The sequence below is a fragment of the Hyalangium sp. genome (assembly GCF_035629615.1).
GTDB lineage: Bacteria > Myxococcota > Myxococcia > Myxococcales > Myxococcaceae > Hyalangium.
On the sequence record NZ_DASPHO010000906.1, the window covers coordinates 1 to 26,076 of the forward strand.

Here is a 26,076-nt window from a genome sequence, read left to right on the forward strand (position 1 = left end):
ATGGTGTCTGGGAGAGGGAGTAACCAGGAAGCGAAACCCCGGGAGCCCGCCCGATGCTTCCCGTGTACCCAGAGGCAGCTTCCCCCTTGCTCCGCTCAAGCACACGGGCGCTCGCCCTGCCGCCTGGTCACCGCACGTTCATTCGAGACTCAGAAGCGGCTGTGATCGATTCGGAAGTCCTCCTCTGGGGGCAGCTCGATGGGCTCCACGTGGCGCCCGGCGAGGAGGCCGTGGCGGCGCAGCGTGCGCTCGATGTCCTCGCGCAGCGCGAGGACCGGCTGCGCGTTGAGGCCCGTGGCGAAGGACACCTCGTCCATGAAGGCCAGGTTCTCCGGCTGGTGCGTGGCGACGTAGATGGAGCCCCTCGAGCTCCCTTGCTGGATCCGCAGCGGGCACACGTGCAGCCGGCCCAGCACCTCTGCCGGCACCGTGTGCACCACCGAGCCTGGAACCTTGTCCATCTGCTCCGGACGGATGAAGGGCACGTTGAGGTGGCCCGCCAGCAGTCGGAGGAACGGCTCGCGCGGAATCATGTTCAGCTCGAGCACGGCGTCGCCGAACCTGCAGCGCCACCGGGTCTGATACGCCAGCACGGTCTGCACCTGCTCAGGCTTCAACGCACCGTTGTGAACCAACCACTCTCCAAGTCGCATCCTGGGCACGCCACCACCCCCCACCCGCGCGCTTCCGCAGGTTCGAGGCGAGCCATTGCGCCTGGCGTGCCACACGGCTTCCCAGGCAATTCACTGGGTTGCACTCTCGCTTCCTCAAAGTGAGGAAGGATTTTCCGTCCCACCCCTGCTGGATTTACCGGCCGCCCCAAACGGATGCGGCGGGGCCAGCTCTCTGGGAGCCAGCCCCGCCGCACAGACTCCGGTGGAGGCGCTCAGCCCTGCCGAGCGCCCTGAGCTACGCCTTCAGCGGCTTCACCGCCTGCGGGCAGTGCCAGTAGGTGTACTCGCAGGTGGCCGTGGCCTCGTCGCACGGCACCTTCACGAGCGTGACGAGCTCGCACGGGTGCGAGAGCCCGCCCGGCTCCGTGGGCGCCGCGCTGGGAGGAGCCGCCACCCCCGTGTTGCCGTTGTCTCCGTGGGGAACCGGGCTCGCCCGGCCGGCCCCGCGCCCCTTGCGCGATGCCCCTCGCGAGTCCTGCCCGGACTCCTGCGACGGGGAGCCCCACAGCTGGGACACCACCGGCAGCAGGCTCGGCGCCACACCCAGCACCGCGCCGAGAACGTACAGCTTGGTTCGCATGAAACCCCCTTGCCGGCTGAGACCGCCTCCACACCTCCATGGCGCGTCGGCTCCGGTCCCGCGGCAGGACGTAGCTACCAGGCAGGTCTGACACTTCGGGGCCGGGGCTCCCCCTCGCCGCCCCCCCTCGGCCCCCTGTCATTTCGCGCCTTTCGAGGGTCTCCTCCAACGCCTCAGGACGGGAGTCGAACTGTCTGCCCGGAGATGATTAGGATGATCCGCGACCCCGGCGTCTGTCAGCGCCGTGTGGTATGGGAGCACCCTCCTCATGCCTTTTCAGATCACTGTCCACGAGACCGATCGCATCCTCGAGGTCGTCTACCCGCCGCAGCCCACGCAGGCGGACGTCGACGACTACCTCTCACGGGTGAGGGCCCTCATTGACGGGCTGGGCGGCGACTGGAGCGCGCTGGTGGATCAATCCCAGCTGCGGGTGATGCCCTCCAACATGGTGAGCGTGATGGCGAAGCTCAACGCCTACGCGCAGCTCAAGGGGATGAAGCGCTCGGCGCGCATCGTCTCCACCGCGGCCTCCGGGCTCCAGGCCTGGCGGATGACCAAGCAGGCCATGCTCAGCATCCCCGCGCGCACCTTCGAGTCTCGCGGCGAGGCGCTCAACTGGTTGAAGAACCCTGACGACGAGTGAAGCTGCAGTCCGGCTGATCTCCGACAGTGCTCCTGGAAAGCCCAGCGTTCAGGACTGGGAGTGAAGACAGGGAAAGCGGTTTGGTGCATCATGCGCCGCCCTGCTCGGCCGCAAGGCGTGCGGGGTGCTTCCCCCATCCCCCAAGGAGTAGCTGTCCATGCGAACCCCCTGGTCCAGCGCCCCCCAGCGCGTCCGAGCCCTCACCCTGCTGTGTACCCTGGCCGCCGTGAGCTGTGGCCCTCTCGAGGAGGGTGGCGCCCTTCTGGACCCGGACAGCCTGGGCAAGTCCAAGGACCCGGTCGTCTACGGCACGGACAACCGCACGGACGTGTATGCGCACGCGGATGCCACCCTGCGGGCCCGCGCCCAGCAGGCCACCGTGGCGCTGATGAACCCGAGCGACTTCAACGCCACCAACCCCAGCAACGTCACCTTCAACGCGCAGAACCTGGGCACGGCCTACAACCTCTGCGCCACGGAGCGCTTCCGGAGTGATCTGACGCCGGCCTTCTGCTCGGGCACGCTGATCGACGACGACCTGGTGCTCACGGCGGGCCACTGCATCACCAGCTCCTCGGCCTGCACCAACACGCGCTTTGTCTTCAACTTCTACCGGACGAGCGCCACGGCGATGCAGACCGTCACCACGGCGGACATCTTCTCCTGCCAGTCCATCGTCGTGCGCCAGCAGGCGGTGGTGAACGGGCAGAACCTGGACTACGCGATCCTCCGGCTGGACCGGGCGGCCACACCGCGCTTCACGCCTGCGCCGATCCGCCCGGGCAACAGCGCGCTGCCCGTGGGCACCGGAGTGACGGTGATTGGCAGCGGCAGCGGCATCCCCTTCAAGATTGACTCGGGCGGCACGGTGCGCGACGCGCGCGCGGGCACGCTGGACTACTTCATCGCGACGACGGACACCTTCGGCGGCAACTCGGGCTCGGGCGTGTACGAGAACAGCGGCTACACGGTGGCCGGCATCCTCGTGCGCGGCGAGACGGACTACGTGTCGAGCGGCAGCTGCAGCATCGTGAACGTGTGCACCGAGACGGGCTGCCGCGGCGAGGATGTCACCTACGTCCGCCCGGCCGTCGCTGCCTACTGCGCGGTGGCGGGCAGCCAGCGGCTGTGCGGCACCACCGAGCCGCCGCCTCCGCCCGCCAACTCGCTGCCCTACACCGCGACCAACACGAACAGCGCCCAGCAGAACACGGTGAAGAAGGTGGTGGCCCTGACGGCGGGCCAGAAGATCACCCTGGGCACCTGCGGCCTCACGGGTGCCGCCTTCACGGGTGACACGTACCTGCGCCTGTTCGGGCCGAGCGCCACCGAGGTGAGCGCCAATGACGATGCGTGCGGTGGCCGCGGCTCCAGCCTCGCCTTCACCGCCTCCACCAGCGGCAACTACGAGATCCGCGCCGGCTGCTACTCCAGCGGCAGCTGCAGCGGCACCGTGGTGTGGGAGATCGTCAACGGCACGCCTCCTCCTCCTCCGACGGGCGGCACGTACGACTACAGCGCGAGCAACACCAACAGCGCGCAGCAGAACACGGTGAACCAGAGCGTCACCCTCGCCGCGGGCCAGAGCATCACCCTGGGCACCTGCGGCCTCACGGGCGCTACCTCCACCGGGGACACCTACCTGCGCCTCTACAGCCCCGCGGCCGCGCAGGTGGCCGCCAACGACGACGCGTGCGGCGGCACCGGCTCCAACCTGAGCTTCACTGCCACCACGGCGGGCACGTACCAGATCCGCGGCGGCTGCTACTCCAACACCAGCTGCAGCGGCAAGGTCGCCTGGACGATCCAGTAGCCTCGAAAGCAGGACGCGGGCGGCACCGCTTGACCGCCCGCGCCCGGCCGCCGGCGCAGGAGTCCACGGAGCGGAGCCCCTCATGCCGCGAGGCTCCTGCCCTGGTATGAAGTGCACGCCATGAATGCTCTTCTCGGCTTCCTCCTCGCGCTACCAGCGGCGGCGCATGTGGATCTGGGCCGTGGCATTCTTTGCGCTTATGGGGTGCGTGCTGCTGCGCGTGGCCATCCACCGGGGTCCCGCCTGCTCCACCTCGCTGCCCGAGTTCGAGCCCAAGGTCAGTGAAATCGCCCTCTTGTGGCGCCGTCGCCGGGTGAGGTGCGAGCATTGCGGCATCCAGCTCCAATAGGGGCTCACCCGCCTACAGAGGAAGCGCGGGCGCTGCTTGACAGTCTGGGCGGCGAGATCTAACGCGGGGGGCCATGAGCACACCTCGGTTCCCCAACCCGTCCACGCCCATCAGCAACAAGGTCCCCCTGCGTGTCCTCCTCCTGGAGAACATCCACGCGTCCGCCGAGCGGCTGCTCGCGGCCGAGGGGTTCCAGGTCGAGCGCGTCCCGGGGGCCCTCAAGCCCGAGGAGCTGGCCGAGCGGCTCAAGGGCGTGCACCTGCTGGGCATCCGCAGCAAGACGAACGTGCCGGAGCGCGCGCTGGCCCACGCGGAGAACCTGCTGGCCATTGGTGCCTTCTGCATCGGCACCAACCAGATTGATCTGAAGGCCACCAACATCCACGGAGTCCCCTGCTTCAACGCGCCGTTCAGCAACACGCGCAGCGTGGCGGAGATGGTGATCGCGGAGATCATCGTGCTCACGCGCCAGCTGTTTGACCGCAGCCGCGAGGTGCACACGGGCCAGTGGCGCAAGGTGGCCACGGGCAGCCATGAGGTGCGCGGCAAGACGCTGGGCATCATCGGCTACGGGCACATCGGCTCACAGCTCGGCGTGCTGGCCGAGTCGTTGGGCCTGAGGGTGATCTACTACGACGTCATGACGAAGCTGCCGCTGGGCAACACGCGCTCGGTGGCCACGCTGGATGAGCTGCTGGCCGAGTCGGACTTCATCACCCTGCACGTGCCGGCCACTCCCTCCACGCACATGATGTTCGGCGCGGCGGAGCTGGCGAAGATGAAGAAGGGGGCGTGCCTCATCAACGCCAGCCGCGGCACGGTGGTGGACATCCCCGCGCTGGCGCGGGCGCTGCACTCCAAGCACCTGGGCGGCGCGGCGGTGGACGTGTACCCGGAGGAGCCTGAGACGAACAGCGACGGCTTCGTCACCGAGCTGCAGAACCTGCCCAACGTGGTGCTCACCCCGCACATCGGCGGCTCTACCGAGGAGGCCCAGGAGTCCATTGGCCGGGAGGTGGCCACCTCGCTCATCAAGTTCGTGCGCACCGGTGCCACCACGGGGGCCGTGAACTTCCCGCAGGTGGAGGTGCCCCTGATCGCCGGCACGCACCGCATCCTCAACGTGCACCGCAACATCCCCGGCGTGCTGCGCGACATCAACCGCATCGTCTCGGACCTGAACGCCAACATCCACGCGCAGGTGCTGAACACGGACTCCAACATTGGCTACCTGGTGATGGATCTGGACCAGGACGTGTCCGGCCCCGTGTGCGATGCCATCGCGGCGCTGAACACGGACATCAAGACGCGCATCGTCTCCTGATCCAGGCACGCCTCACACGTCCAGGATCTTCCCCGGGTTGAGGATGCCGCTCGGATCCAGCGTGCGCTTGAGGGCGCGCAGCAGCTCGAGCTCCGCGGGGGCGCGCGTATAGGACAGGTAGTCCTTCTTCAGCAGGCCGATGCCGTGCTCGGCGGAGATGCTGCCTCCGTACTTGCGCACCAGGGAGAAGATGTCGTGGTCCGCCTGCTTCGTGTGGGCGAGGAACTCGGCCTTCTCCATGGCCTCCGGCTTCATCACGTTGACGTGCAGGTTGCCGTCGCCAATGTGGCCGAAGAGGCAGATCTCCCAGCCCGGGTAGCGCGCGGCGAAGAACTGATCCAGCTCCGCGCAGAAGGCCTCCAGCGCGGCGACTGGCAGGGAGATGTCGTTCTTGTGGGGCAGCCCGGTGGCCGAGAGGCTCTCGCTGATGCTCTCTCGCAGCGCCCACAGCTCCGTGGCCTGCGAGGCGCTCTGGGCCTGGGTGCCGTCCGTCACCCGCCCGCGCTCGAAGAGCGCGCCCAGCCACGCCTCCACTGCCGCCGCGTCCGTGGACTCCGCCTCCACGAGCACATAGCAACCGCTGGTCGCATCAAAGGGCGAGCGCAGCTTGCGGTGGCGCTGGACCCGCGCCAGGCACCGGTCCGTGAAGAACTCGTAGGCGGACAGCAGCAGCGGCGCCTGGCGCGCCTCCCGGAACAGCCGCAGCACCGCCGCCACATCCGGCACCGCGAAGAGGAACACATCCTGCTTGCCGGGCAGCCGCGTGAGCTTGAGCGTGGCCTCGGTGATGATGCCCAGCGTGCCCTCGCTGCCGATGAAGAGCTGGCGCAGATCCAGGCCCGTGTTGTTCTTCTCCAGCGCGCCGTTGAGCTCCAGCACCTGCCCCTTCGCCGTCACCACCTGGAGCCCCAGCACCCACTGGCGCGTGAGGCCGTAGCGGATGACCTTCACCCCGCCGGCGTTGGTGGCGATGTTGCCGCCCACCTGGCTGGAGCCCTTGGAGGCGAAGTCCACCGGCCACGTCAGCCCGTGCTGAGCGCAGTGTTGGTGCACCGCCTCCGTCACCGCGCCCGCCTGTACGCGCACCGTGTTGCCGAGCAGGTCCACCGGCTCCATGCGGTTCATCCTCCGCAGGGAGATCACCAGCTCGCCCCGAGCTGCCACCGCGCCCGCCGCCAGGCCCGTCCGCCCTCCCGAGGGCACCACCGGTACGCGGTGCGCGTCGCACAAGGCCAGCAGCCGTGCGACTTCCTCCGTCGTGCGAGGGAAGGCCACGGCCGCCGGAGCCGGGGTGTGGACACGCGTCCAGTCGCGCCCGTACTCCGCGAGCTCCCCCGGCTCACGGGTGAGGAAGTCGGAAGGGAAGCCCTCGGAGATGGCTCGGAGGAAGGCGTCGGGGAGAGCGGCGGTGGACATACTCCAGGCGTATTTCACGCGCCCCGTCCTGACAAGCCGTTCGATGCCCTTGAGGCCCTGCCTCGAGGTGGCTCAGGGCTTCATCAGCTCGGCCAGCTTGCCGGCCAGCTCCGCCTCGGTGCGCAGCGGCGCGTCGTCCAGCGCCTCCGCCTCCGCTCGCAGCAGTGCTGCCGTCCGATTCGCCACCTCTCGGGCCGCAGCCTTCTCACCCTTGTGCCACTGCTCGCAGGCCTGCCGGGCGCCCAGGATGAAGTTCGTCAGCGCCACCGTCTTGCGCACCGTGCGCTGCGAGTACCACGACGCCGTGGCGCTGAGCGGCTCGCTGCCCTCGTACTTCGCAGTGAGGGACACCGCGGCAGGCGCCTCACCCTCCACCGGCTGGAAGGAGAACCCGTTCGCCACCACCGGCTGGTTCGGCTGCACCTCCCCACTGCCGCTGAGGCGCGCGACGATGGCACCGCGCCTCCGCGAGAGGAACACCGTGGCCACATCCATCGTCGCCGCGCTCACGCCAGGGTCCACCCCGGGCACCCCGTACACCGCCTCCACCCGGAAGCCCTCGGCCGGCGCGAGCGCCATGTGCAAGTCATAGGCAATGGGCGTCACCAGGAAGTCGAAGTCCTCGTCGAACACCTTCTGCATCCGCTCGGAATTGCTCAGGTAGTAGTAGTTCGCCCCCCGCACGGCCGAGATCTTCGTGACGAGCGCCTGCCCGAAGGCAATGTTCACCCCGAAGACGGTGGTGTCCATGCCCTTCGCCGAGCTGCCGCTCAGCAGCTCCATGAACTCGCCCTCGCCCGTGGCGCCCACGTTGGGCATGGCATCCGTGAAGAGCATCAGCCGGCGGGCCCGCGACGGCTCCACCGGCCGTGTGGCCAGCTGCTTGAAGCCCTCGCGCAGCCCGCACTCGATGCAGGTGCCCCCCTCTGCCTCGATGTCGCCGATGGCGTTCAAGAGCTCCGTGCGGTTCCTCACCGCCTGCTGCTTCACCAGCGTCTCGACGCTGTCGTCGAAGATGACCATCGAGAAGGTGTCGTTCTCGTCCAGCTTCTCCACCAGCTTGCGGGCCGCCTCCTTCACCGCCTCCATCGGCTCCACGCCCATGGAGCCGGAGTGGTCAATGACCAGCGCCACGTCCAACGGCTTGCGGCGAAAAGTCGCTGGATCCACGTTCGAGGAGAAGCCCACCTGCACGAACACCTCCTGGCGCCCCGTGTCGATGGCCGGCGCGATGGCCGTCGCCGTGCGCAGGCACAACACCTGATCACAGCTCGAGCCCTCCAACGGGAGGTCGTGCTCCGAGTAGAGGCCTTCGGCCACGAAGTCCTCCGACTCCGGCACCTGGCCCGCGGCGACCTTCGTGCGCGCCAGCCCGATGTCCTGCGCGCCGCCCGGCGTCGCTCCTAAGTCTCCAGGAGCACCCGTCGAGAGCCCACTACAGCCAGCCAGCGTGAGCGCAGCCGCCACCAGCGCGGCGAGAAGCCTTCGCGTCATGTCATCCTCCGAGGAATGGGATGCCCGCGCCAAAGCAAGCCGCGTTCCCAGCCCAACCCGTTGATCTCACTGCGTTCAGGGGCACACACGCCCTACCCTGCGTGACAAGAATGTCAGGGTTCAGGCGAGGGCCAGGACTCGAAGACCCGCTCGGCGGCAGCCTGCTGCGACCAGTCCACCTTGCCCACCAGGGACTGGGGGCCGCAGGTGATGTGGATCTCCTTCCACACCGGGACTTCCCGCGCGCGGCGCACCTCCCACGCGGACCAGTGCACGCCGCCCGTGGCCGCCACCACCCGAGCCAGGTGCTCATCGAACTCGGACTCGCTCAGCCAGCGCAGCTCCTCCAGCACCCAGGACACCTCGAGGCTGAGCCCCTCGGATGGGGGCTCACCGGTCAGCGCCTTCAACGCCTCTCGGCCGGTCCCCACCGGCACGAAGGAGACGCCCTCGGGCCGAAGGGCCACCATCCCCTGGCGAGGGCGCGTCCCAGGCCCGCTCCGCAGCGTCGCCTCGTAGAGGCTCACCTGGGACACCCGCAGCCCGCCCCGGCTCGCTCCCAGGAAGGGCGGCTGGCGGTGCATCTCCAGGAGGGCCGCGAGCCGCTCCACCGGCTCCGCGTACCGCACGTGCACGATGCGATCTCCCTGCACGTGCACACTGCGAGAGAGGCGCTCCAGCTGGATGCCCCCCGGACGGATGGAGCGCAGAGACACCGCCACCGGGTCGCCCACCACCGGCTTCCAGATGAGCCGATCACTCGTGAGCCAGAACTCCCCCGCGCGCGCCACGTACAGCCCCACGAGGGTGACGAGGATGCCCGCGACGAACAGGAAGAGCGCCGGGCCCGCGAAGGTGGGCACCAGGCTGAGGATGGGCCCGATGAGCAGGAGCAGGATCGCCACGGGGGGCGGGATGGAGGCATTGCGCTTCATCTCCAGGATGCGCGTCTCCTCGCGCGCGGGCACCAGGCTGGGAGGCTCCCGCACGACGCTCCGCAGCAAGGCCAGCTCCTCTCCCAGGTTCGCAGTCCCCAGGGGCACCGCCAGCTCGGCCAGCCGCTTGCGGACGAGCGCCCCCACGCGCGCCCGGTGCCGCAGCACGTCCCGGAGCGGCTCGAACACCGGGAGCGTCTCGGGCCAGCCTTCCAGCTCCATGCGCTTGCGAGCCCGACCGAGCGCCTCGTCTAGAGGGCCCTCCTGGTCGAGCACCTCCTGGAGTCCATCGTGGGCGCGCAGGCGGCGCCTCCAGAGCACCCCCCTCAGCCGCTTCTCCAGGGCGGCGTAGCGCTTCCGAGCGGCCTCGATGACCTCCAGCCGACCCTCGAGCAGCCGGCGGAGGCCCTCGGGAGACAGCTCCCGTTCAGGAGCCGACGGGTGCGCAGGGGGCGCTCGTAGCCGCTCGGACATTCGCACCCAGGAGCATATCGGGGTCCACGGTTGGACTGCCTATCTTCTCCAGGCGAGCGCTCACGAGTGTCCGCTGGGGGTCTGAATGGACAGGCTGCGAAAACCCTTCTTCATCGTGTCGCTGGTGTGCTTGCTGCTCGCGGTGCTCATCGAGGTGGGGGCGCCCGTCCTGCTTCCCACGCAGGCGCCGGATCGACAGACCCTGCAGGCCGCCATCCGCGAGGAGGGCGCCGAGGACGACGTGGACATCAACGAGGTCCTCCAGGTCCAGCAGGAGAACCCGCCCACACCGGGGCTCAGCATCCCCTACCTGGCCCTGCTGGACGCGCTGCTGCTGCTCACCCTGGCGCTGATGGGCGCCAGCCTCCTCATCCCCGAGCGCGTCCACGGGCGCTTGCAGGGCCTGGTGACGCTCATCGGAGCCATCGTGGCGCTCCTGGCAGGCCTGGTCATGCTGTTTGCCGCCATCGGCCTGCTGCTCCTCATGGTGGGGCTCTTCACCGCCGTGCCCTTTGGCACCATCGCCTACCTGGCCGTGTGGGGCTTCTTCAACCGCGGAGGCGCCGCCGGAACGCTCGGCCTGCTCATGCTGCTCAAGGTCGTCGCCGCGGTGTGCCTCGTGCTCGCCCACCAGCGCTTCCTGCAGAACAAGGGCCTGGTGCTGCTGATCCTCACCTCGCTGCTGGCGAATGCCATCGTCAGCCTCCTGCACGGGCTGGTGCCCATTGTCCTGGTGAGCATCACGGACGCGCTGGGCGCGATCATCGTCTCCGTGCTCGCGCTCATCTGGGCGGTGGTGCTGCTGATCGGCGCGCTCGTCTCCATCGTCAAGGTGCTCCGCCTCAAGCGCCAGGCCTCTGCCTGAAGACATATCAAAACAAGCAAACCAGACTTACCTGACAAAGAAGGACAATCCCTGTCGTTCCAGCGGGTCTACAATGCAAGACATGGTGAACCCCCACCTACAGCCAGACTTGCATTCTGAGTGGCTTGATCATTTCTACCGAGCGGGCAACACTTCTCTCCTCTGGCTGGAAGCTCAAGGGGGGAGAGCAGATGACACTGCGTTCCGTATGGGGTGCATTTGTGCTGGGGGCTGCGCTGACAGCCATTTCCTGTGGCGAGTCTGCTCACGAGCCCGCTTCGGAACCGGTGACGATCGCCGACGCCTCAGCCCACCAGGAGTCCTCCCCCACCCCCAGCGTTGCCTACAGCCCACCGGTCGCGCGCTGCCGGAACGTGACGAGCCGGACGACGAGCACGTGCAGCCTCCCCGCGAGCATCGATGACGGGTCGTCGGACCCAGACGGTGATCTGGTGGGCTGCACGCAGAGCCCGGCCGGACCGTACGCCGCCGGCAACACGGCGGTGACGCTGACGTGCACGGACCAGGGAGGCCGCAGCACCACGTGCACGGGCACGGTGACGGTGACGGACGGGGTGATACCCGTCGTTCGCGTCAGCCCGACGAGCCAGACGGTGCAGTGCGTCCGGGGCGGCACTTACTCCTACCTGAACGGAGTGACTGCGGACGACCTCTGCGCGGGCCCGCTGCCGTCCGCCAACATTGCCTGGAGCGGCACGGTGAACATGGGGCAGGTCAGCGCCCATCCAGTGACGTACCAGGCCAGGGACGCCTCCAATAACCTGTCCACTCCCGTGACGCGCACGGTCACCGTGGTGGACACGCTGCCGCCGCTCCTCTCGATGCTCGGGGCCGCCACCATGCCGGCTGAGTGCGGCCTGGCGTTCAATGATCCAGGGGCCATGGCGACGGACACGTGCATAGGCCCCATGACGAGCTCCATCGTGAGGACGGGCTCGGTGAACACGGCCGTGATCGGCTCCTACATGCTTCGCTACGACGTGAGTGATGGGTACAACTCCGCCGCGCAGCGGACCCGCACCGTCATCGTGGCCGACACGCGAAAGCCCACGGTGACGCTCACCGGCCCGCTGAGCCACACGGTGGAGTGCGGCGCCCCGTACGCGGATCCGGGCGCCACGGCCACCGATCTGTGTGCCGGCAACCTGCCCGTCGTGGCGACGAACCCGCCAAACGTGGGCCAGCCCGGCTCCTACACCCTCCAGTACAGGGCGACGGACCCGTCCGGAAACACGGCCACTGCCGCCCAGAACCGAGTGGTGACTGTGGCCGACACGCTGCCGCCCACGGTGACGCTCAACGGCCCGGCCAGCATGGCCGTGGAGTGTGCCTCGCCGTTCCAGGATCCGGGCGCCACCGCCAGCGATCAGTGCTCCGGTGCCGTGTCCGTCACCTCGAGCGGTTGGGGAAACAGCCAGGTGCCGGGAGTCCAGACGATCACCTACAGCGCCACGGACAGGGCTGGCCACACCGCCTCGACGACGCGCAGGGTGACGGTGAGCGACACGCTGCCGCCGGTGCTCACGTTGCTCGGCCCAGCCACGCAGTCATTGGAGTGCGACGGCGAGCCCTACGTGGAGCCAGGCGCCACGGCCTCGGACTACTGCTCCGGCGACCTGACTCCGAACATCATCGTCTCCAGCAACCTCGATCAGTCCCAGGAGGGCGAGTACACCGTCACCTACAGCGTGGAGGATGCTGCGGGCAACGTGAGCACTGCCGTCCGCCAGCTCACGGTGGGCCCCTGCGTCCGCTGCCTCCCAGTCCACCTGAGCGAGTTCAACCTGTTCCTGCTCGAGAGCTACACCGGAGGCCATGATGTGGAAGGCAAGGTGGCGGCCGGTGGCGACATCACGTTGACGGACTTCGCCGTGGGCGCCAGGGTGCCGGATGGCAACATCGCCCACACGCTGGTGGCCGGAAGGAACCTCTCGCTCTCGCGGGGTGGTGTCTGGGGAGATGCCTGGCATGGCGGCACCTACAGCGCCGACGCGAGCGTGGTCTACCCGCGCGGCTCCGTGGCCCAGGGCACGCCCATTGACTTCGGGGCCCGGTTCGCCGAGCTGCGCCAGCTGTCCGCACAGCTCGGAGGCCTGGCGGCCACGGGTGCAACGCGGTTGGAGCCGTGGGGTGGCATCTTCCTGAGGGGCACGGATCCGTCCGTGAACGTCTTCGACATGGACGCGAGCACCTTCACGGGAGCCGCGCTGTGGTCCATTGACGCGCCGGCGGGCTCCCTGGTGGTGGTCAACATCCGCGGCGCCTCGGCCACCTTCACCGGATTTGGCACCTTCTTCAGCGGCGGCATTGATCAGCACGGCGTGCTCTACAACTTCGTGGATGCCACCCGCATCAACGCCCACGGCTTCGGCTTCTGGGGCACCGTGCTGGCACCCCAGGCTCACCTCACCTTCAACAACGGCAGCTGGGATGGTGGCATCTACGCCCGGTCGCTGACGGGCAACGCCGAGGGCCACGTCAATCCGTTGAACGACCGCGAGATCTGCCCGTAATGGAAGTGGAGCAGCGCCGTTGCCTTGAACGGGCTGCTCAAGTGGGTGGCACAGGGAAGCGACGTCCCGTCAGCTCGACCTTCGAGAGCGTCAGCCGGAAGGGCTCGCCCTTCTGTGCAAGCTCGCCGAGCGTGACCGAGTCCTCGACGAGGACTCCTTCCAGCCCCGAGTCCTCCGCGAGCTTGGAGGCGATGTTGACGGGATTGCCTGCGATCTCGCGCTCACCGCTGGCGAGAGGGAAGAGGTAGACCTCGCCATGGGTCAGCCCGACGTGTGCGTTGAAGCCCAGCGCGCGATTCTCCTCGATGATGTCGCGCGCGAATGCGACCGCCTGGCGGCCCTCCGGGAAGAGCACGATGGCCAGGGTGCCATTGGACTTGACGACGTCCGCCCCATGGGACGCGGCGATGCGACGGACCGCGACGTTGATGAGGGACATGTCCGTGAACGAGTCCAACAGGAACTTGTGCGGGCTGTGGGTCACCTTCACGAAGGCAACCGTCTGGGTCTTCCGGTACTCAGGAAACTCCTCCTGCGCCAGTTCTGCCAGAGACGCCGAGCGCAGCCGCCGAAAGAACGCCGCATCGAAGGGCGTCGGATAGTCGGGGTTGCCCTCAACGGCTTCCACGGTCCCTGAGAAGTGGCTGAGCGCCCACAGCGCGCCCGCCTTCTGGAGATCCTCGCGCAGCCGGGCTGCCTGGCGGACCGAGCCCGCGAGAAGCTCGAAGATCGGCTGCGAGAAGACGATCTCTCCTGCCGACGTCGCGTCCTCAGCGATGCCCTCGATGAAGTCCGCGTCTTCACCGAAGAGCCCGCCGCCGACCTTGTAGCACTCGCCGCTGTGGATACCGATCCCGATCTGGACTTGCAAGTCCTTGACCTTGCGCTGCACCCCGAGCATCTGCGCGAGGACCTGCGACGGCGCGATCTTCTCGTCGAAGAACATCTGCGAGTTATCCGCCGCCCAGATGCCAACGGCTTCGCCGCCGATCGCCGTCCCATAGGAATGAATCACTTCCTTGGGCTCGGAGACGAGCTTCATCACCTGAGCCAGGGTGTAGCGCTGGGTCAACCTGGAGAGGCCCGCCGAGTCCGTGGACACGATGGTCCCTCGAGCCCGGAAGGGCGCCAGCAGCTGGTCATGTCGGGCAGCGGTCTTGTCCTTCCCGTTCCAGTTCAGAACGAGATCGGCCGGGATGATCCCAGCAATATCCTGCCGCAGGTCCGCCAAAGAGATGTTGTACGTCGCCATTCAGTCACCCTCCGAGTGCGCGGACCTTATCGGAACTCATCGCCGCGGGAGACATGTTTCAACTTCCGGGCCACAGGAGGGGAGCGCCCGCTCGGGAGCGCCGAAGCGAGCCCGTCAGGCGATTGCCGTGAGTCGACGTGTCAGCTCTGGGAATTGACGTGTTAGAGCTGCAGGCTGACGTGTCAGCGCGAGCAGCAGCTTCAGTCGCTCGCTACCCATTCGGCCTCGGCTTCACCGACACGAACTTCCCCTGACAAGAGCTTCGGGAGCAGGGTGTCACGAAGCTCTGCGAGCGTCTTGGATTCAAGGAGATTGGCCTTGACTCGTTTGAGCATAGGCTCAACCACGGTATCAAACCGTTGCCGCACTTCGATGGGCGCTAGAGAAACCGGGATTGCCGAGAATGTCTGGCGTGTGATCGTCTCGAAGACGGTCCCGTGGGTACGAGCACGCAAGTCTCCAACGGCATTCTTCAGCAGGTAGTAGGTGAAGGCATCTGTCCCCTGAATACGCCCCCGAACGCCGTAGCAGGACTGATTCATCGCCATCGGAACCGCAGTCAGTGCGAGTTTTCCGACAGTCCCTCGAGCCGTGATTATCGTTGTTCCAACAGGAAGCAGCTCGGCGGCACAGTTCTCCAGCCCGGAATCCGTGATGGTCTTCTCTGTGCTGACCACCCATATGTCCCCATCGGCCGGGGCATCCTTCACTGAGAACCAGGGAATCTCTCCTCCCCAGAACGACGATTCGGCAGTCCGGGGCGTACCGCCCGTCAGGATCTCAATGCTCGAGTCAAGGGTGACCCTCCTCCAGCCAAGAGGGAGAAGGCCCCCATCCGAGGAATCCATTGCGGCCGGGAACAGTGCTGCCGTCTCAGCGTCCATGCCCTCTGGCTGTCGGCCCTCCGTCTTGGCCCGAACTGGGTCGAAGTCCACAAACCAAGAGCGGAACAACGCCTGGGCCATGAGCTCCAAGGCCTGGTTCATGCGACGGTTCATGTCGATCTTGTCGTCAAGGCTGCCAACAACCTCAAGAATCGCTTGGCGTGTGGCCGGCGGCGGCAGAGGAACGGGGATGCGTGCTACGTCCTTCAGATTCAACGTCTTCTGAACGGTCGTATTGCACCACGAGTCGATGAGGTGTCGAACCTTCTGCGTCCGAAGGATGTAGCGCACCCAGCGAGCCCCTACCTCGGACCGAACTGGAATCACCGCGATGGCCCGAGCAACATTCCACCCCGCAAGATGCAGAGGGACCTCTGCTGCCTCTCCCACGGTGCCAACCAGCGTCAGGAGAAGTTCGCCGCCACGAAGCCGGGTTCTTTCATAAGCGGACTCGATCTCCGGGGCGACCCGGAGAGGGGCACTGGTGTCGATCTGCCCATCGCGTACGGCGTTCACGCGAACGATGGGAATCCCATTCCCCCGATTCTCACCTGGCTGAACGATGCCGTACGAGATCCCTCGGCCAACTTCGAGAATGGAACTGAGCAGTTCCTCCTTCCACGCACTCACCACTGAACCCTCTGCAAATTGAGGCGAATTTGTGCTGACAACCGCTCGGAGGCCTCGAACTGCGCATCAAGTTCCTCGGTGAGCCTCTTGAACCGAGCACTAAACGGCTCGGCACCCGTATCGTCCACGTGCTCGGCTCCGACATACCGCCCTGGCGTGAGCACAAACCCGTGCGCGGCAATCTCCTCGAACCGTGCCAGTTTGCAGAAGCCAGCCACGTCTTTGTACTTTCCTCCATTCCTGTCCCCGCGCCATGCATGATATGCGTCGGCGATCTTCGCGACGTCCTCGCCTGTGAGTTCCCGCTGAGTGCGATCGATCATTCGCCCGAGTTTCCGAGCATCAATGAACAGGGTCTCGCCTTGTCGGTTCCGAAACCGGTTATTCTTCTTGTCCCGGGTCATGAACCAGAGGCAGACAGGAATCTGGGTCGAGTAGAAAAGCTGGCCTGGGAGCGCGACGATGCAGTCCACCAGGTCCCCCTCGATGAGGGCCCGACGAATTTCGCCCTCACCGCTCTGATCCGAGGACATGCTACCATTGGCTAGTACGAAGCCCGCAGATCCACTCGGGGCCATGTGGTGGATGAAGTGCTGAATCCACGCGAAGTTCGCGTTGCCCGCCGGGGGCACTCCGTACTTCCAGCGAACATCCTCGCGAAGCCGGTCCCCGCCCCAGTCGCTGTCATTGAAGGGCGGGTTTGCGAGGATATAGTCGGCCTTCAGGTCCTTATGTTGGTCTCGATGAAAGGTATCGGCGTATTCGGGCCCGAGGTTCGCGTCGATGCCCCGGATGGCGAGGTTCATCTTCGCGAGCTTCCAAGTCGTAGGGTTGGACTCCTGCCCGAAGATGGAGATGTCCCCGAGCTTACCGCCGTGGGCCTCTACGAACTTCTCGCTCTGGATGAACATGCCCCCGGAGCCGCAGCAGGGATCGTAGACCCGGCCCCGATACGGAGCGAGCATCTCCACGAGGAGCTTCACGACGGAGCGGGGCGTGTAGAACTGGCCGCCCTTCTTGCCCTCGGCGCTGGCGAACTCCGAGAGGAAGTACTCGTAGACGCGCCCGAGGATGTCCTTGCTGCGGTTCTCCCGGTCTCCAAGACCAATGGTGCCAATCAGATCGATCAGCTCCCCCAGGCGCTGCTTATCCAGGCCTGGCCTGGCGTACTCCTTGGGCAAAACCCCCTTGAGGCTGGGGTTATCTCGCTCAATGGCGACCATGGCGTCGTCAAGGAGCTTGCCAATGCTCGGCTGCCGGGCCTGGGCCTGGAGGCGAGCCCAGCGGCCCTCCTGGGGAACCCAGAAGATGTTCTCTGCGCGGTATTCGTCGGGGTCCTCCGGGTCAGCTCCCTGGTCCACCTCGGCCAGGAGCTGAGCACGGCGCTCCTCGAAGGCATCGCTGATGTACTTCAGGAAGATGAGTCCGAGGACGACGTGCTTGTACTCGGCAGCGTCCATGTTGTTGCGGAGCTTGTCCGCTGCCAGCCAGAGCGTGGCCTCGAACCCAAGGTCCCCCCCGTTCTTGGAGACCTTGGCGCGGCCTGCCTTGGGCTTCTCCGCAGGCTCCTCCTCGGGAGCAGCCTCGGAGAGGGGCAGCTCGCCCTGGCCACCCTCCCCACCGCTGAGAATTCTCTGAATGAGGAGCTCCTTCTCGCGGCCACTGCGATCCAGGTGCAGAGCATCACAGATGGACTGAAGCTCCTGGCGCGTCAGCAGCCCCAGCAACTCGGAGAATTCCACGCTCCGGGCCCGGAGCAAGGCGCTCACATGGTTTTCAGCGACGCGCTTGTCGCTGACATCCAGGCCGAAGTGGTCGGTGAGGGTGATGAGGCGGTCACGGGCGAGCTGCTCGAGGGCGGTTCGGCGCTGCTGGGCAGAGAGACGACTGGTGCTGGACATGAGTCCAAGATGCTACCGGGTTCCCGAAGAGAACTCACGGGCTCTCAACCCGTGCGCAGAGCAGGACGGACACACGGTCCACGCGGCACAAGCCCAGAGCATCGGACCCCGTGCCCGCCCTCCAGGTGCCCGGGCAGACTTGCGGCGGCAGCAGGCTGGGCTCACCGCTTGGGCCGGCGAGGCTTCTTCGAAAGATTCGTCTCTCCTGTCTCAAGACGAGGCTCTGGCTCCGCAGCTGCCCGCAGCGCTGGAATGGGTCCGGCCTCGTAGAATGGCTGAGTCGGGGAGGTGGCCTCAATGAGGCCATCCTCGGCCCAGGTGTCGCCGATCCGCTCTGCCTGCTCCATGATCGTCTGCGTCGCCTGTTCCTGCTTGTCGGGGGGATAGCCGTGCTTACGTAAGAGCCGCCGGACCATGGTCCGCAGTTTGGCCCTTGCGCTCTCGCGCTGTGTCCAATCCAGGGTGATATTGCGCCGAAGAGTGGACGTGAGCTCACGAGCAATCGTGCTGAGCACGTCGCTTCCCATGATCCTGACGGCGGCGTCATTCACCCCCAGGGCCTCGTAGAAGGCGAACTCGTCTTCCTCCAGTCCCAGCTCTTCGCCTCGAGCATGGGCCTCGCGCATCTCCTTGGCGAGCGCGATCAACTCCTCGATGACCTGCGCGGTCTCGATGGAGCGATTGCGGTACGCCCGCAGGGCCCTGTCGAGCAATTCCGAGAAAGCCCGCGACTGAACCAGATTCCGCCGCGAGCGGATCTTGATCTCATCGCGGAGGAGCTTCTGCAGGAGCTCGACAGCGAGGTTCTGTTGCGGCATTCCCCTCACGTCGGACAGGAACTCGTCCGACAGGATGGAGATGTCCGGTTTCTTCAGTCCTGCGGCCGCAAAAATGTCGATGACGTGGTCGGAGGCAGCAACGGCCCGGCTGATGATCTGTTGGATGGCGTGATCCAGCTCCTCATCGGAGACAGCCCCCATCCGGGCCCTCTTCTCCAGCGCTGCCTTCACGGCCTGGAAGAACGCCACCTCGTCCCGGACTCGCAGCGCCTTGTCATGGGGCACCGCCAGCGCGAACGCCTTGCTCAGCTCCGTGACAGCACGGATGAACCGCTCCTTGCCATCCTCCTGCCGCAGGATGTGCTCCTGGGCTTCGGGTAGGAACCTGAAGACGGCCTGGGAACCCGCGGCGATGACGGAGCGGTAGTCCAGGCCGTGAAACAGCCCCTGGCAGATCTCGATCCGGGCCAGCATCGCCGCCACGGCCTCGTCCTGGTCGATGGCGGTTGCGCCCTTCCCCCCAGCCTCGGTGTAAGTGGCAAGCGCGCTCTGGAGCTGGTCCGCGAGCCCCAGGTAGTCCACGACGAGCCCACCCGGCTTGTCCTTGAAGACACGATTGACGCGGGCGATGGCCTGCATGAGGCCGTGGCCGCGCATGGGTTTGTCCACATAGAGCGTGTGGAGACAGGGAGCATCGAAGCCCGTGAGCCACATGTCCCGGACGATGACGATCTGAAGCGGATCCTTTGGATCCTTGAAGCGCCTTGCCAGCGCCTCTCGGCGAGCCTTCGTGCGGATGTGCGGCTGCCACTCGAGCTTGTCCTCGGCCGAGCCCGTCATCACGATCTTCAGGCCCCCTCCCTCATCGCTGGCATCGTGCCACCGAGGGCGGAGCCGGATGAGGGCCTCGTACAGGTCCACACAGATTCGGCGGCTCATGCAGACAACCATCGCCTTGCCGCTCAGGGCCTCCTGCCGCTTCTCGAAGTGGTCGACCAGATCCCTGGCAATGAGATCGATCCGCTTCTTCGTGCCAGCGATGGCTTCGAGCTGCGCCCACCTGCTCTTGAGGCGCTCGCGCCGTTCCTCTTCTTCGCCTTCCGTCACCTCCTCGAATTCGGCGTCGATGCGCGGGCGCTCAGACTCGTCGAGCTGAAGCTTCGCGAGCCGCCCCTCGTAGTAGATGGGAACGGTCGTCCCGTCCTGTACGGCCCGCTGGATGTCGTAGATGCTGATGTACTCGCCAAAGACCGCGCGCGTGTTCTTGTCGGTGAGCTCAATGGGGGTGCCAGTGAACCCAATGAAGCTGGCCTGCGGGAGGGCATCCCGAAGATGCCGGGCAAAGCCGTCGATGAAGTCGTACTGGCTGCGGTGGGCCTCGTCGGCGACAACGACGATATTGCGACGGTCGGAGAGCAGGGGAAAGCTGTCCCCCTTGGCCTCGGGGAGGAACTTCTGGATGGTGGTAAAGACGATACCGCCGGACGCCACCTTCAACTTCCTGCGCAGGTCCTCCCGATCCTGGGCTTGCACAGGCGTCTGCCGCAGCAGCTCCTCGCAGCGGCTGAACGTCCCGAAGAGCTGGTCATCCAGATCGATGCGGTCCGTCAGCACCAGGAGCGTGGGATTCTCCATGGCCGGGTGCCGGACGACCTTTCCGGCATAGAAGGCCATGGTGAGGCTCTTCCCCGAGCCTTGGGTGTGCCAGACGACCCCCACGCGCCGGTCTCCCTGGGGACGGGAGGCCACGAGGGTTGCCTCCACAGCGCGTTGCACCGCGTGGAACTGGTGGTAGCCCGCAAGCTTCTTGACGACCTGGGCCCCGTCCTCCTCGAAGACAACGAAGGAGCGGATGAATTCCAGGAAGCGGCGTCGCTCGAAGACGCCGCGCACGAGGATCTCAAGGCCGAGCAGATGGCTGGGAGCCAGCTCCTCTCCCTCGATGGTACGCCAGGGCGCGAACCGCTCTCTGCTGGCGGTGAGCGAGCCAATGCGAGCTTCAAGGCCGTCGCTGACGACGAGGACCTCGTTGAAGTGGAAGAGGGAGGGGGTCTGCTCCTTGTAGGTCTGGAGCTGCTGGAACGCAGCCCAGAGGGTCGCGTCCTCATCAACGGCGTTCTTGAGTTCGATGACAGCGAGGGGGAGCCCGTTGACGAATACCACCACGTCCGGGCGGCGATGGTGCCCACCCTCGGTGACAATGAACTGGTTGACGACCAACCAGTCGTTGTTGTCGGGCACCTCGAAGTCCAGGAGCCGGACCCGGCCTCCGACCTCTCGGCCCTCATCCCCCAGGTACTGGACCTCCACTCCGTCCACGAGCAACCGGTGGTTGCGTCGGTTCTGCTGGACCAGCGACGGCGACTCCTGGCGCAGAAGCTTGCGCAGAGCCTCTTCCCGTGCGGACTGGGGCAGGTCCGGGTTGAGCCTGTCCACAGCTTCCCGCAAGCGCTCCTGGAGGACGACCTCTCCCAGGGTGCTCCGGAGAGATCCATGGTCGCTGGGTACCGCGTAGCCGAGCTCCGCGAACCACCCGAGGGTTGCTTCCTCGGCCACAGATTCAGTAATGCGGAGATTCATGGACATGGATTGGCGTGCACATTACCGCACCTGCCCAGAGCCTTTTCCCCTTTCGAGTAACCCAGGTCGCCGCCCCGCTCCCGTCCCAGGGGCCGTACTGCAGGTTCAGAATGGACCCGACACCCGTGTGGCTCGCCCGAGGGAGTTGCACCTATTCTGCGACCATGTTCGATTTCACGAGCACCGGAATCTGGCGGAAGACGCTGGCGGAACGGGAGGCCGATCCCTTCGCGACCCCACGCGAGCGCCTGCGCAGCCAGTTCCTCCGCTTCCGCGACAACGCCGAGAAGGTGGCAGACGAGATCAAGCGTGCGTACCCGTCCTTGACGGTCCACGGCATCACCCACCTCGATGCGCTCTGGGAGATGGCGGACATCATTCTCGGGGTGGACTACCCACTGACCCCCGCAGAGGCCTTCGTCCTGGGTGGCGCCTTCCTTGTGCACGACCTGGGCAATGGCCTGGCGGCCTACCCTGGCGGAGAAGCGGAGCTCCGTGCGTCCAAGGCCTGGAAGGACGCATTGGCGGCTCGCATCCGCCGGGAGAAAGGGCGCGCGCCCAGGTCGTCCGAGCTGGAGAAGCCACCTCCGGAGCTGGCCCAGCTCGCGACAGAGGACGCGCTCCGGGTCCTCCACGCGAAGCAGGCGGCACAGCTCGCGCAGCTGTCCTGGAGGGGCCCTCGGGGAGAGCCTTTGTACCTCATCGAGGATCCAGCGATGCGGTCGCACTTCGGCAAGCTCATCGGAGAGATCGCCTACAGCCACTGGTGGGACGTCTCGGAGGTGGCCCATCGGTTCGCCAGGCAGGAGCTGGGGCCGGCATCGTTCATGCCCCGAGACTGGACCGTCGATGCCCTGAAAGTCGCCTGCCTGCTCCGCGTCTCCGACGCCGCACACATCGACGAGCGCCGCGCCCCGCAGTTCCTGATGGCGCTCCGCGATCCTCAAGGGGTGTCACGGGCTCACTGGACGTTCCAGAGCAAGCTCTCGAAGCCGCATCTTCCCCATGGCAAGGACCGCCTCATCTACACCTCCGGAGAAGCCTTCACGCACGATGAGGCGGAGGCGTTCTGGCTTTGCTTCGACACGCTGAACATGATCAGCCGCGAGCTTCGCGACGTGGATGCGGTGCTTGCGGAGCACCAGCGGCAGCGCTTCGCGGCCCGAGGCGTCGCCGACGCGGATGACGCCCGACGGCTGGCCGACCACTCCGTGAAGACAGAGGGCTGGACCCCGATCGACGCGCGAATCCACGTGAGCGACGTGCCCTCGCTGGTGACCCGCCTGGGAGGCGCCCAGCTCTACGGGGATGAGCCGACGGTACCGTTGCGTGAGCTCCTCCAGAACGCGGCCGATGCGGTCCGGGCGCGACGTGCGCTCGAGGGTAAGCCGGACGGCTGGGGGAGAATTATCCTGCGCCAGGGAAAGGATGCCGACGGCTACTGGATCGAGATCGCGGACACGGGCCTCGGGATGTCCGAGCGCGTCCTGACGCAGCACTTGCTCGACTTCGGCAGGAGCTACTGGAGCACAGAGGACATGCGCAGGGAGCATCCAGGGCTGGCGGCCAGCACCTTCGAGCCCACGGGACGGTTCGGGATTGGTTTCTTCTCCGCGTTCATGTGGGGCGATCGCTTGCGGGTTATCTCGCGCCCCTATGTGGAGGGCGAGAAGACCCGAGTCCTGGAGTTCAATAACGGGCTCAGGAGGCGGCCCCTGCTGCGCCTGGCAGAACCTGATGAGCGGTTGCACGAGGGAGGGACCCTGGTGCGGGTGTGGATGACCGATAAGGGGATCTGGGACAAGCTGTTCCACGATCTAGGCGATCAGTGGGGCCCCACTTCCAAGCGCCTCTCGCTCGTGAAGCTGGTGCGGAGGATCGCCCCCACGCTCGATGTCACCGTGGATGTGGAGAAGGAGCCGGGGCGGCGCATCCGGGCCATCACCGCCGATGACTGGTTGCGTCTCGACCCGGTCCGACTGCTCGAGCGCACCGATGTCGCCGAAGAGGATGACCTGAAAGTCCTGGCACCCCGGGTCCTTCCCCTCCTGGGAGCGAATGGGCAATGCGTCGGACGGGCCTGCATTCTGGAGCACTATGGGACTTCCACGTCCAAGGCGGTGGTGACGGTAGGCGGCCTGCGGGCCAAGGGAATCTATGGGTTGGCCGGCGTCTTCCTCGGGCATACGGACGTAGCGACCCGGGACGAAGCGAAGCTGCGGGCTCGGAGCAAGGACATCGCGAAGTGGGCAACGCAGCAGGGACGAGCCTGGGCAGACTTCGGCAGCTCGGCGGACAAGCAGAAGCTGGGCATCTCCACCCTCCGGCTGGGTGGAAGCCCACGCGAGCTGCCTGTCCTATGGATCGATGGGGTGCCGGCCACCTTGGCGGTGCTGGAGAAGTGGGCCGCTGAGCGAAGCGAGCTGAAGATCATCGTCTTGCCGAATGCTGGAAAGACGCAGGTCTCTGGAGCGGTTGTCGTGGCCTTCAGCTCCCTGCCGCGACTCGCGAATGAGTATGCGAAGTACCGCCATGGTGACTTCCTGATCCAGCGGCTTCTGGCGGTCCTTGCGCGAACCTGGGGCGTGAAGGCTGGCCAGATCCTCATTGAGGACCGGCGTGGGCGATGGCGATGGGAAGAGAACGACGGTGCGAAGAAACGCTTGAGCTTGTTCCAACCGTTCCTTCTGCGGCGTCCAACGTGAGTCGGCATCATCGAGGACCGCTGGGCGCCTGTCACTTCGGAGCTGGGATTTCTGGAGACCGATGCGGAGCACGCGGCCCGCGCTTTTGCGACGTGGCAGGGAGGGCTGATGGCACCCCGTGGCATCGCCGTAGGGGTGTACCCGGTGACGGGCTCCCTGGAACAGGCCCTCTCCGCCTTGCTACGCCCAGGCCCGCGAGAACTTCTGACTCACCGCTCGCCGGACATCCCTCCTGCCGATGAGCGGTTGCCAGCTCCGTCGGGCGGACGGGCTCTACCAAAGTCTACATATGTAGACTTTCGTAGAGGCGCATCGGGGACCTCGCCCACCCTTCCCCCGTCTCACGCCGTGGACTCCCCCGTCTTGCTGCGCGGACGGTGAGGTCGCGTCTCCTCGCGTATGTGCCTGTTTTTCCTTCCGCGAGCGTTTGGCGCGGCTCGTGCTCTTTGCTCGCCCGCCGGGGTCGCATGGGGCGGCCCCCGCAGCAAGGACAACATTCATGACGAAGAACAACGACATCCCGAATCCGTACCAGGGCCTGACGAGCGATCAGGTGCTGGACACCATGCGCCTGCTGGCAGCGGAGGAGACCCGGAACCAGATCCTCATGGGTCTGCTCTACAACTACCTGCTGGACAGCCAGCTGCTGAAGGGCTCGCAGTACAAGAACCCGCTGGACTTCATCTGCGGCCACATCCAGGAGATCTCACGGTCCGCCCTGCTCATCTACAGCGCAGTGGCACGCGCCTTCACCCAGAAGGTCTGCTCCCAGTACGGCGTCTACCGCCTGCGCTCCCTGCTTACCTACAAGGGGGCGGCCGGAATCGAGCTGAACTATGAGGAGCCGGGCGGCACCGTCATCCTCGTGCCCGACGAGAAAGGCGAGGTGAAGCCCAAGCCCTTCTCCTCCTGTACCGTCGACGACATGCGCGCGGCCCTGCTGCACCTGCGCCAGAGCACCCCCAGCACCTCCATCCCCGCCGAGCAGCGGAAGCTGGTGGATCAGTTCCGCGAGGCTGTCATCCGCCGCTTCCCGCAGGGCTCGCCCGTCCGGGTGCAGCTGCGCCAGCACAAGGGGATGGTGGTGGTGGACTTCCGGGCCATCCCGGTGCTTCAGGTGGAGAAGCTGACCGAGGCGCTGTTGGACCTGCTCTACCCCGTGCGCGAGGTGCCGGAGGCAGAGGAGGTGCAGCACACGTCGTAAGCACCAGCGCGTGAACAACGGCCCCGCGTTCCTGAAGACTGGGAGCGCGGGGCCGGCCTTTTCAGGCCCCTCCATGCGCTCCCGCTACGGCGGCTCCGAAGTGGTAGGGCGCTGGGGCGTGATCATCGGCCAGTAACACTGATTCCTCCATTCATAGGAGTGGAGCCCGCACGGGGGCTTCTTGTCTCTCGGGCCTACCCAGCAGCCTCCATTGATCTCCACGAGAGGCTTCTCACAAGGCGAGAGACGTTGGCCGGGGAGTGGATTCTTGGGCATGTCGACCTGGATTCCGCTCGGCGCGGGCTGCGGTGTCTCCACGCTCACGGGCAGGGCGATTCCAGCATCCCCAAGGCCTGAGGTCCCCGCGTCCGCCTTGTCGCCACGCCACGCTCCCTGAGCTTCCCGCCCGCGCATCTCCTCCAGCACACGTCGGGCGGTCCACCACGTCCCCATCACCAAGCACACCCCCACGGTGGCTGCGAGCCACGGCGCGCGCGCGCGAACAGAGCGCAGCCAGGGCCGCGTTCTGAGCATGGCAGCACCCGGAACAAGACCGGGAGCGGCTCGCGCAGGAGCGGGAGGCGCCTCAGCAGGTCGCGGGGTGGTGGGCCCATCCGCCTCGGGGCCCGCCGTCTCCGCTGCACGCTCGAGCGCCCGCGCCACATCTCCCGCACTGCCTCGTGCAGAGGGCTCTTCCGAGAGCATCTGCCGGATGAGCAGCGCCAGCTCCGGGCACAGCACCACCCACCTCTCCGGAGGCACCCAGGGAAGGGCCACCAAGCGCAAGCCTCTCCGGGTCTTCTCCACCTCCAGTGAGGGAGGCGGATACCTGCCGGTGACGAGCCGGTACGCCGTCATGCCCAGCGCGTACACGTCATCCGCAGCCTGGGACTCATAGCGGGCGGCCGTGGGCTCTCTCAGGTGTGCGAACTCGAAGCGCTGCGACTCCGGGCTCTGGTACTGGGGCGTGCCGGGAGGTTGAGGCTGCCGCGTGAGGACTCCTGCACCGAGGTAGTTCCCACAACCGAAGTCCATCA

Annotated in this window: 18 protein-coding genes; 8 read left to right on the forward strand and 10 right to left on the reverse strand. The window is 66.5% G+C overall.

All coding sequences use genetic code 11. The features are described 5' to 3' along the window. Window positions 1-149: 149 nt before the first annotated feature. Together VD972_RS45180 and VD972_RS45185 are read right to left on the reverse strand one after the other, a co-directional pair. On the reverse strand, window positions 150-635 hold the full coding sequence (locus tag VD972_RS45180; protein ID WP_324996322.1) for a pilus assembly protein PilB: 486 nt from the start codon (window positions 633-635) through the stop codon (window positions 150-152). Between the two features lie 274 nt (window positions 636-909). Beyond that, a complete protein-coding gene (locus tag VD972_RS45185; RefSeq protein WP_324996324.1) occupies window positions 910-1,254 on the reverse strand; it encodes a hypothetical protein in 345 nt (114 codons plus the stop codon). Window positions 1,255-1,522: 268 nt separating this feature from the next. Between VD972_RS45185 and VD972_RS45190 the strand changes: the two genes are divergently transcribed. The 4 genes from VD972_RS45190 (at window position 1,523) to serA (ending at window position 5,386) form a co-directional block, all read left to right on the forward strand. Next, window positions 1,523-1,900 carry an STAS/SEC14 domain-containing protein gene (locus tag VD972_RS45190; protein WP_324996326.1) on the forward strand — a complete coding sequence of 126 codons (378 nt, stop codon included), beginning with the start codon at window positions 1,523-1,525 and terminating at the stop codon, window positions 1,898-1,900. A gap of 157 nt (window positions 1,901-2,057) precedes the next feature. After that, window positions 2,058-3,713 (forward strand): serine protease, encoded by a 1,656-nt coding sequence (locus VD972_RS45195; protein WP_324996328.1) that lies wholly within the window; start codon window positions 2,058-2,060, stop codon window positions 3,711-3,713. Window positions 3,714-3,837: 124 nt separating this feature from the next. Continuing rightward, window positions 3,838-4,062: a hypothetical protein gene (locus VD972_RS45200; RefSeq protein WP_324996330.1), complete on the forward strand. Its 225-nt coding sequence runs from the start codon at window positions 3,838-3,840 to the stop codon at window positions 4,060-4,062. 73 nt (window positions 4,063-4,135) lie between these two features. After that, window positions 4,136-5,386, forward strand: a complete 1,251-nt coding sequence (gene serA / locus VD972_RS45205; RefSeq protein WP_324996332.1) for a phosphoglycerate dehydrogenase — start codon at window positions 4,136-4,138, stop codon at window positions 5,384-5,386. Window positions 5,387-5,398: 12 nt separating this feature from the next. On the opposite strand, the gene VD972_RS45210 is transcribed toward serA, so the two are convergent. From VD972_RS45210 to VD972_RS45220, 3 genes are all read right to left on the reverse strand, one after another. Beyond that, a complete protein-coding gene (locus VD972_RS45210) occupies window positions 5,399-6,802 on the reverse strand; it encodes an FAD-binding oxidoreductase (RefSeq protein WP_324996334.1) in 1,404 nt (467 codons plus the stop codon). 72 nt (window positions 6,803-6,874) lie between these two features. Next, window positions 6,875-8,296: a vWA domain-containing protein gene (locus VD972_RS45215; RefSeq protein ID WP_324996336.1), complete on the reverse strand. Its 1,422-nt coding sequence runs from the start codon at window positions 8,294-8,296 to the stop codon at window positions 6,875-6,877. Window positions 8,297-8,409: 113 nt separating this feature from the next. Continuing rightward, window positions 8,410-9,705, reverse strand: a complete 1,296-nt coding sequence (locus tag VD972_RS45220; RefSeq protein WP_324996338.1) for a hypothetical protein — start codon at window positions 9,703-9,705, stop codon at window positions 8,410-8,412. Between the two features lie 85 nt (window positions 9,706-9,790). Here VD972_RS45220 and VD972_RS45225 point away from each other — a divergent pair, with 85 nt between their 5' ends. After that, window positions 9,791-10,570: a hypothetical protein gene (locus VD972_RS45225; RefSeq protein ID WP_324996340.1), complete on the forward strand. Its 780-nt coding sequence runs from the start codon at window positions 9,791-9,793 to the stop codon at window positions 10,568-10,570. 287 nt (window positions 10,571-10,857) lie between these two features. Next, window positions 10,858-13,104: an immunoglobulin-like domain-containing protein gene (locus tag VD972_RS45230; RefSeq protein ID WP_324996342.1), complete on the forward strand. Its 2,247-nt coding sequence runs from the start codon at window positions 10,858-10,860 to the stop codon at window positions 13,102-13,104. Between the two features lie 37 nt (window positions 13,105-13,141). Here the strand turns inward: VD972_RS45230 and VD972_RS45235 are convergent, their stop codons facing one another. The 4 genes from VD972_RS45235 to VD972_RS45250 form a co-directional block, all read right to left on the reverse strand. Further along, on the reverse strand, window positions 13,142-14,356 hold the full coding sequence (locus VD972_RS45235; RefSeq protein WP_324996344.1) for a hypothetical protein: 1,215 nt from the start codon (window positions 14,354-14,356) through the stop codon (window positions 13,142-13,144). Between the two features lie 200 nt (window positions 14,357-14,556). After that, window positions 14,557-15,870: a restriction endonuclease subunit S gene (locus VD972_RS45240; protein WP_324996346.1), complete on the reverse strand. Its 1,314-nt coding sequence runs from the start codon at window positions 15,868-15,870 to the stop codon at window positions 14,557-14,559. Then, entirely contained in the window at window positions 15,867-17,771 is a 1,905-nt protein-coding gene (locus VD972_RS45245) for an N-6 DNA methylase (protein WP_324996348.1), read from the reverse strand. The genes VD972_RS45240 and VD972_RS45245 overlap by 4 nt, the downstream gene beginning before the upstream one ends. Window positions 17,772-17,932: 161 nt before the next feature. After that, window positions 17,933-21,136, reverse strand: coding sequence for a type I restriction endonuclease subunit R (locus tag VD972_RS45250; protein ID WP_324996350.1), 3,204 nt, complete (start codon window positions 21,134-21,136; stop codon window positions 17,933-17,935). Between the two features lie 104 nt (window positions 21,137-21,240). On the opposite strand from VD972_RS45250, the gene VD972_RS45255 reads away from it, so the two are divergent. Together VD972_RS45255 and VD972_RS45260 are read left to right on the forward strand one after the other, a co-directional pair. Continuing rightward, window positions 21,241-23,835, forward strand: coding sequence for an HD domain-containing protein (locus tag VD972_RS45255; protein ID WP_324996352.1), 2,595 nt, complete (start codon window positions 21,241-21,243; stop codon window positions 23,833-23,835). A 499-nt stretch (window positions 23,836-24,334) separates the two neighbouring features. Beyond that, window positions 24,335-25,039 carry a hypothetical protein gene (locus VD972_RS45260; RefSeq protein WP_324996354.1) on the forward strand — a complete coding sequence of 235 codons (705 nt, stop codon included), beginning with the start codon at window positions 24,335-24,337 and terminating at the stop codon, window positions 25,037-25,039. 84 nt (window positions 25,040-25,123) lie between these two features. Here VD972_RS45260 and VD972_RS45265 read toward each other — a convergent pair. Further along, on the reverse strand, window positions 25,124-26,076 hold a 953-nt coding region (locus tag VD972_RS45265; RefSeq protein ID WP_324996356.1), incomplete at its 5' end, for a serine/threonine protein kinase.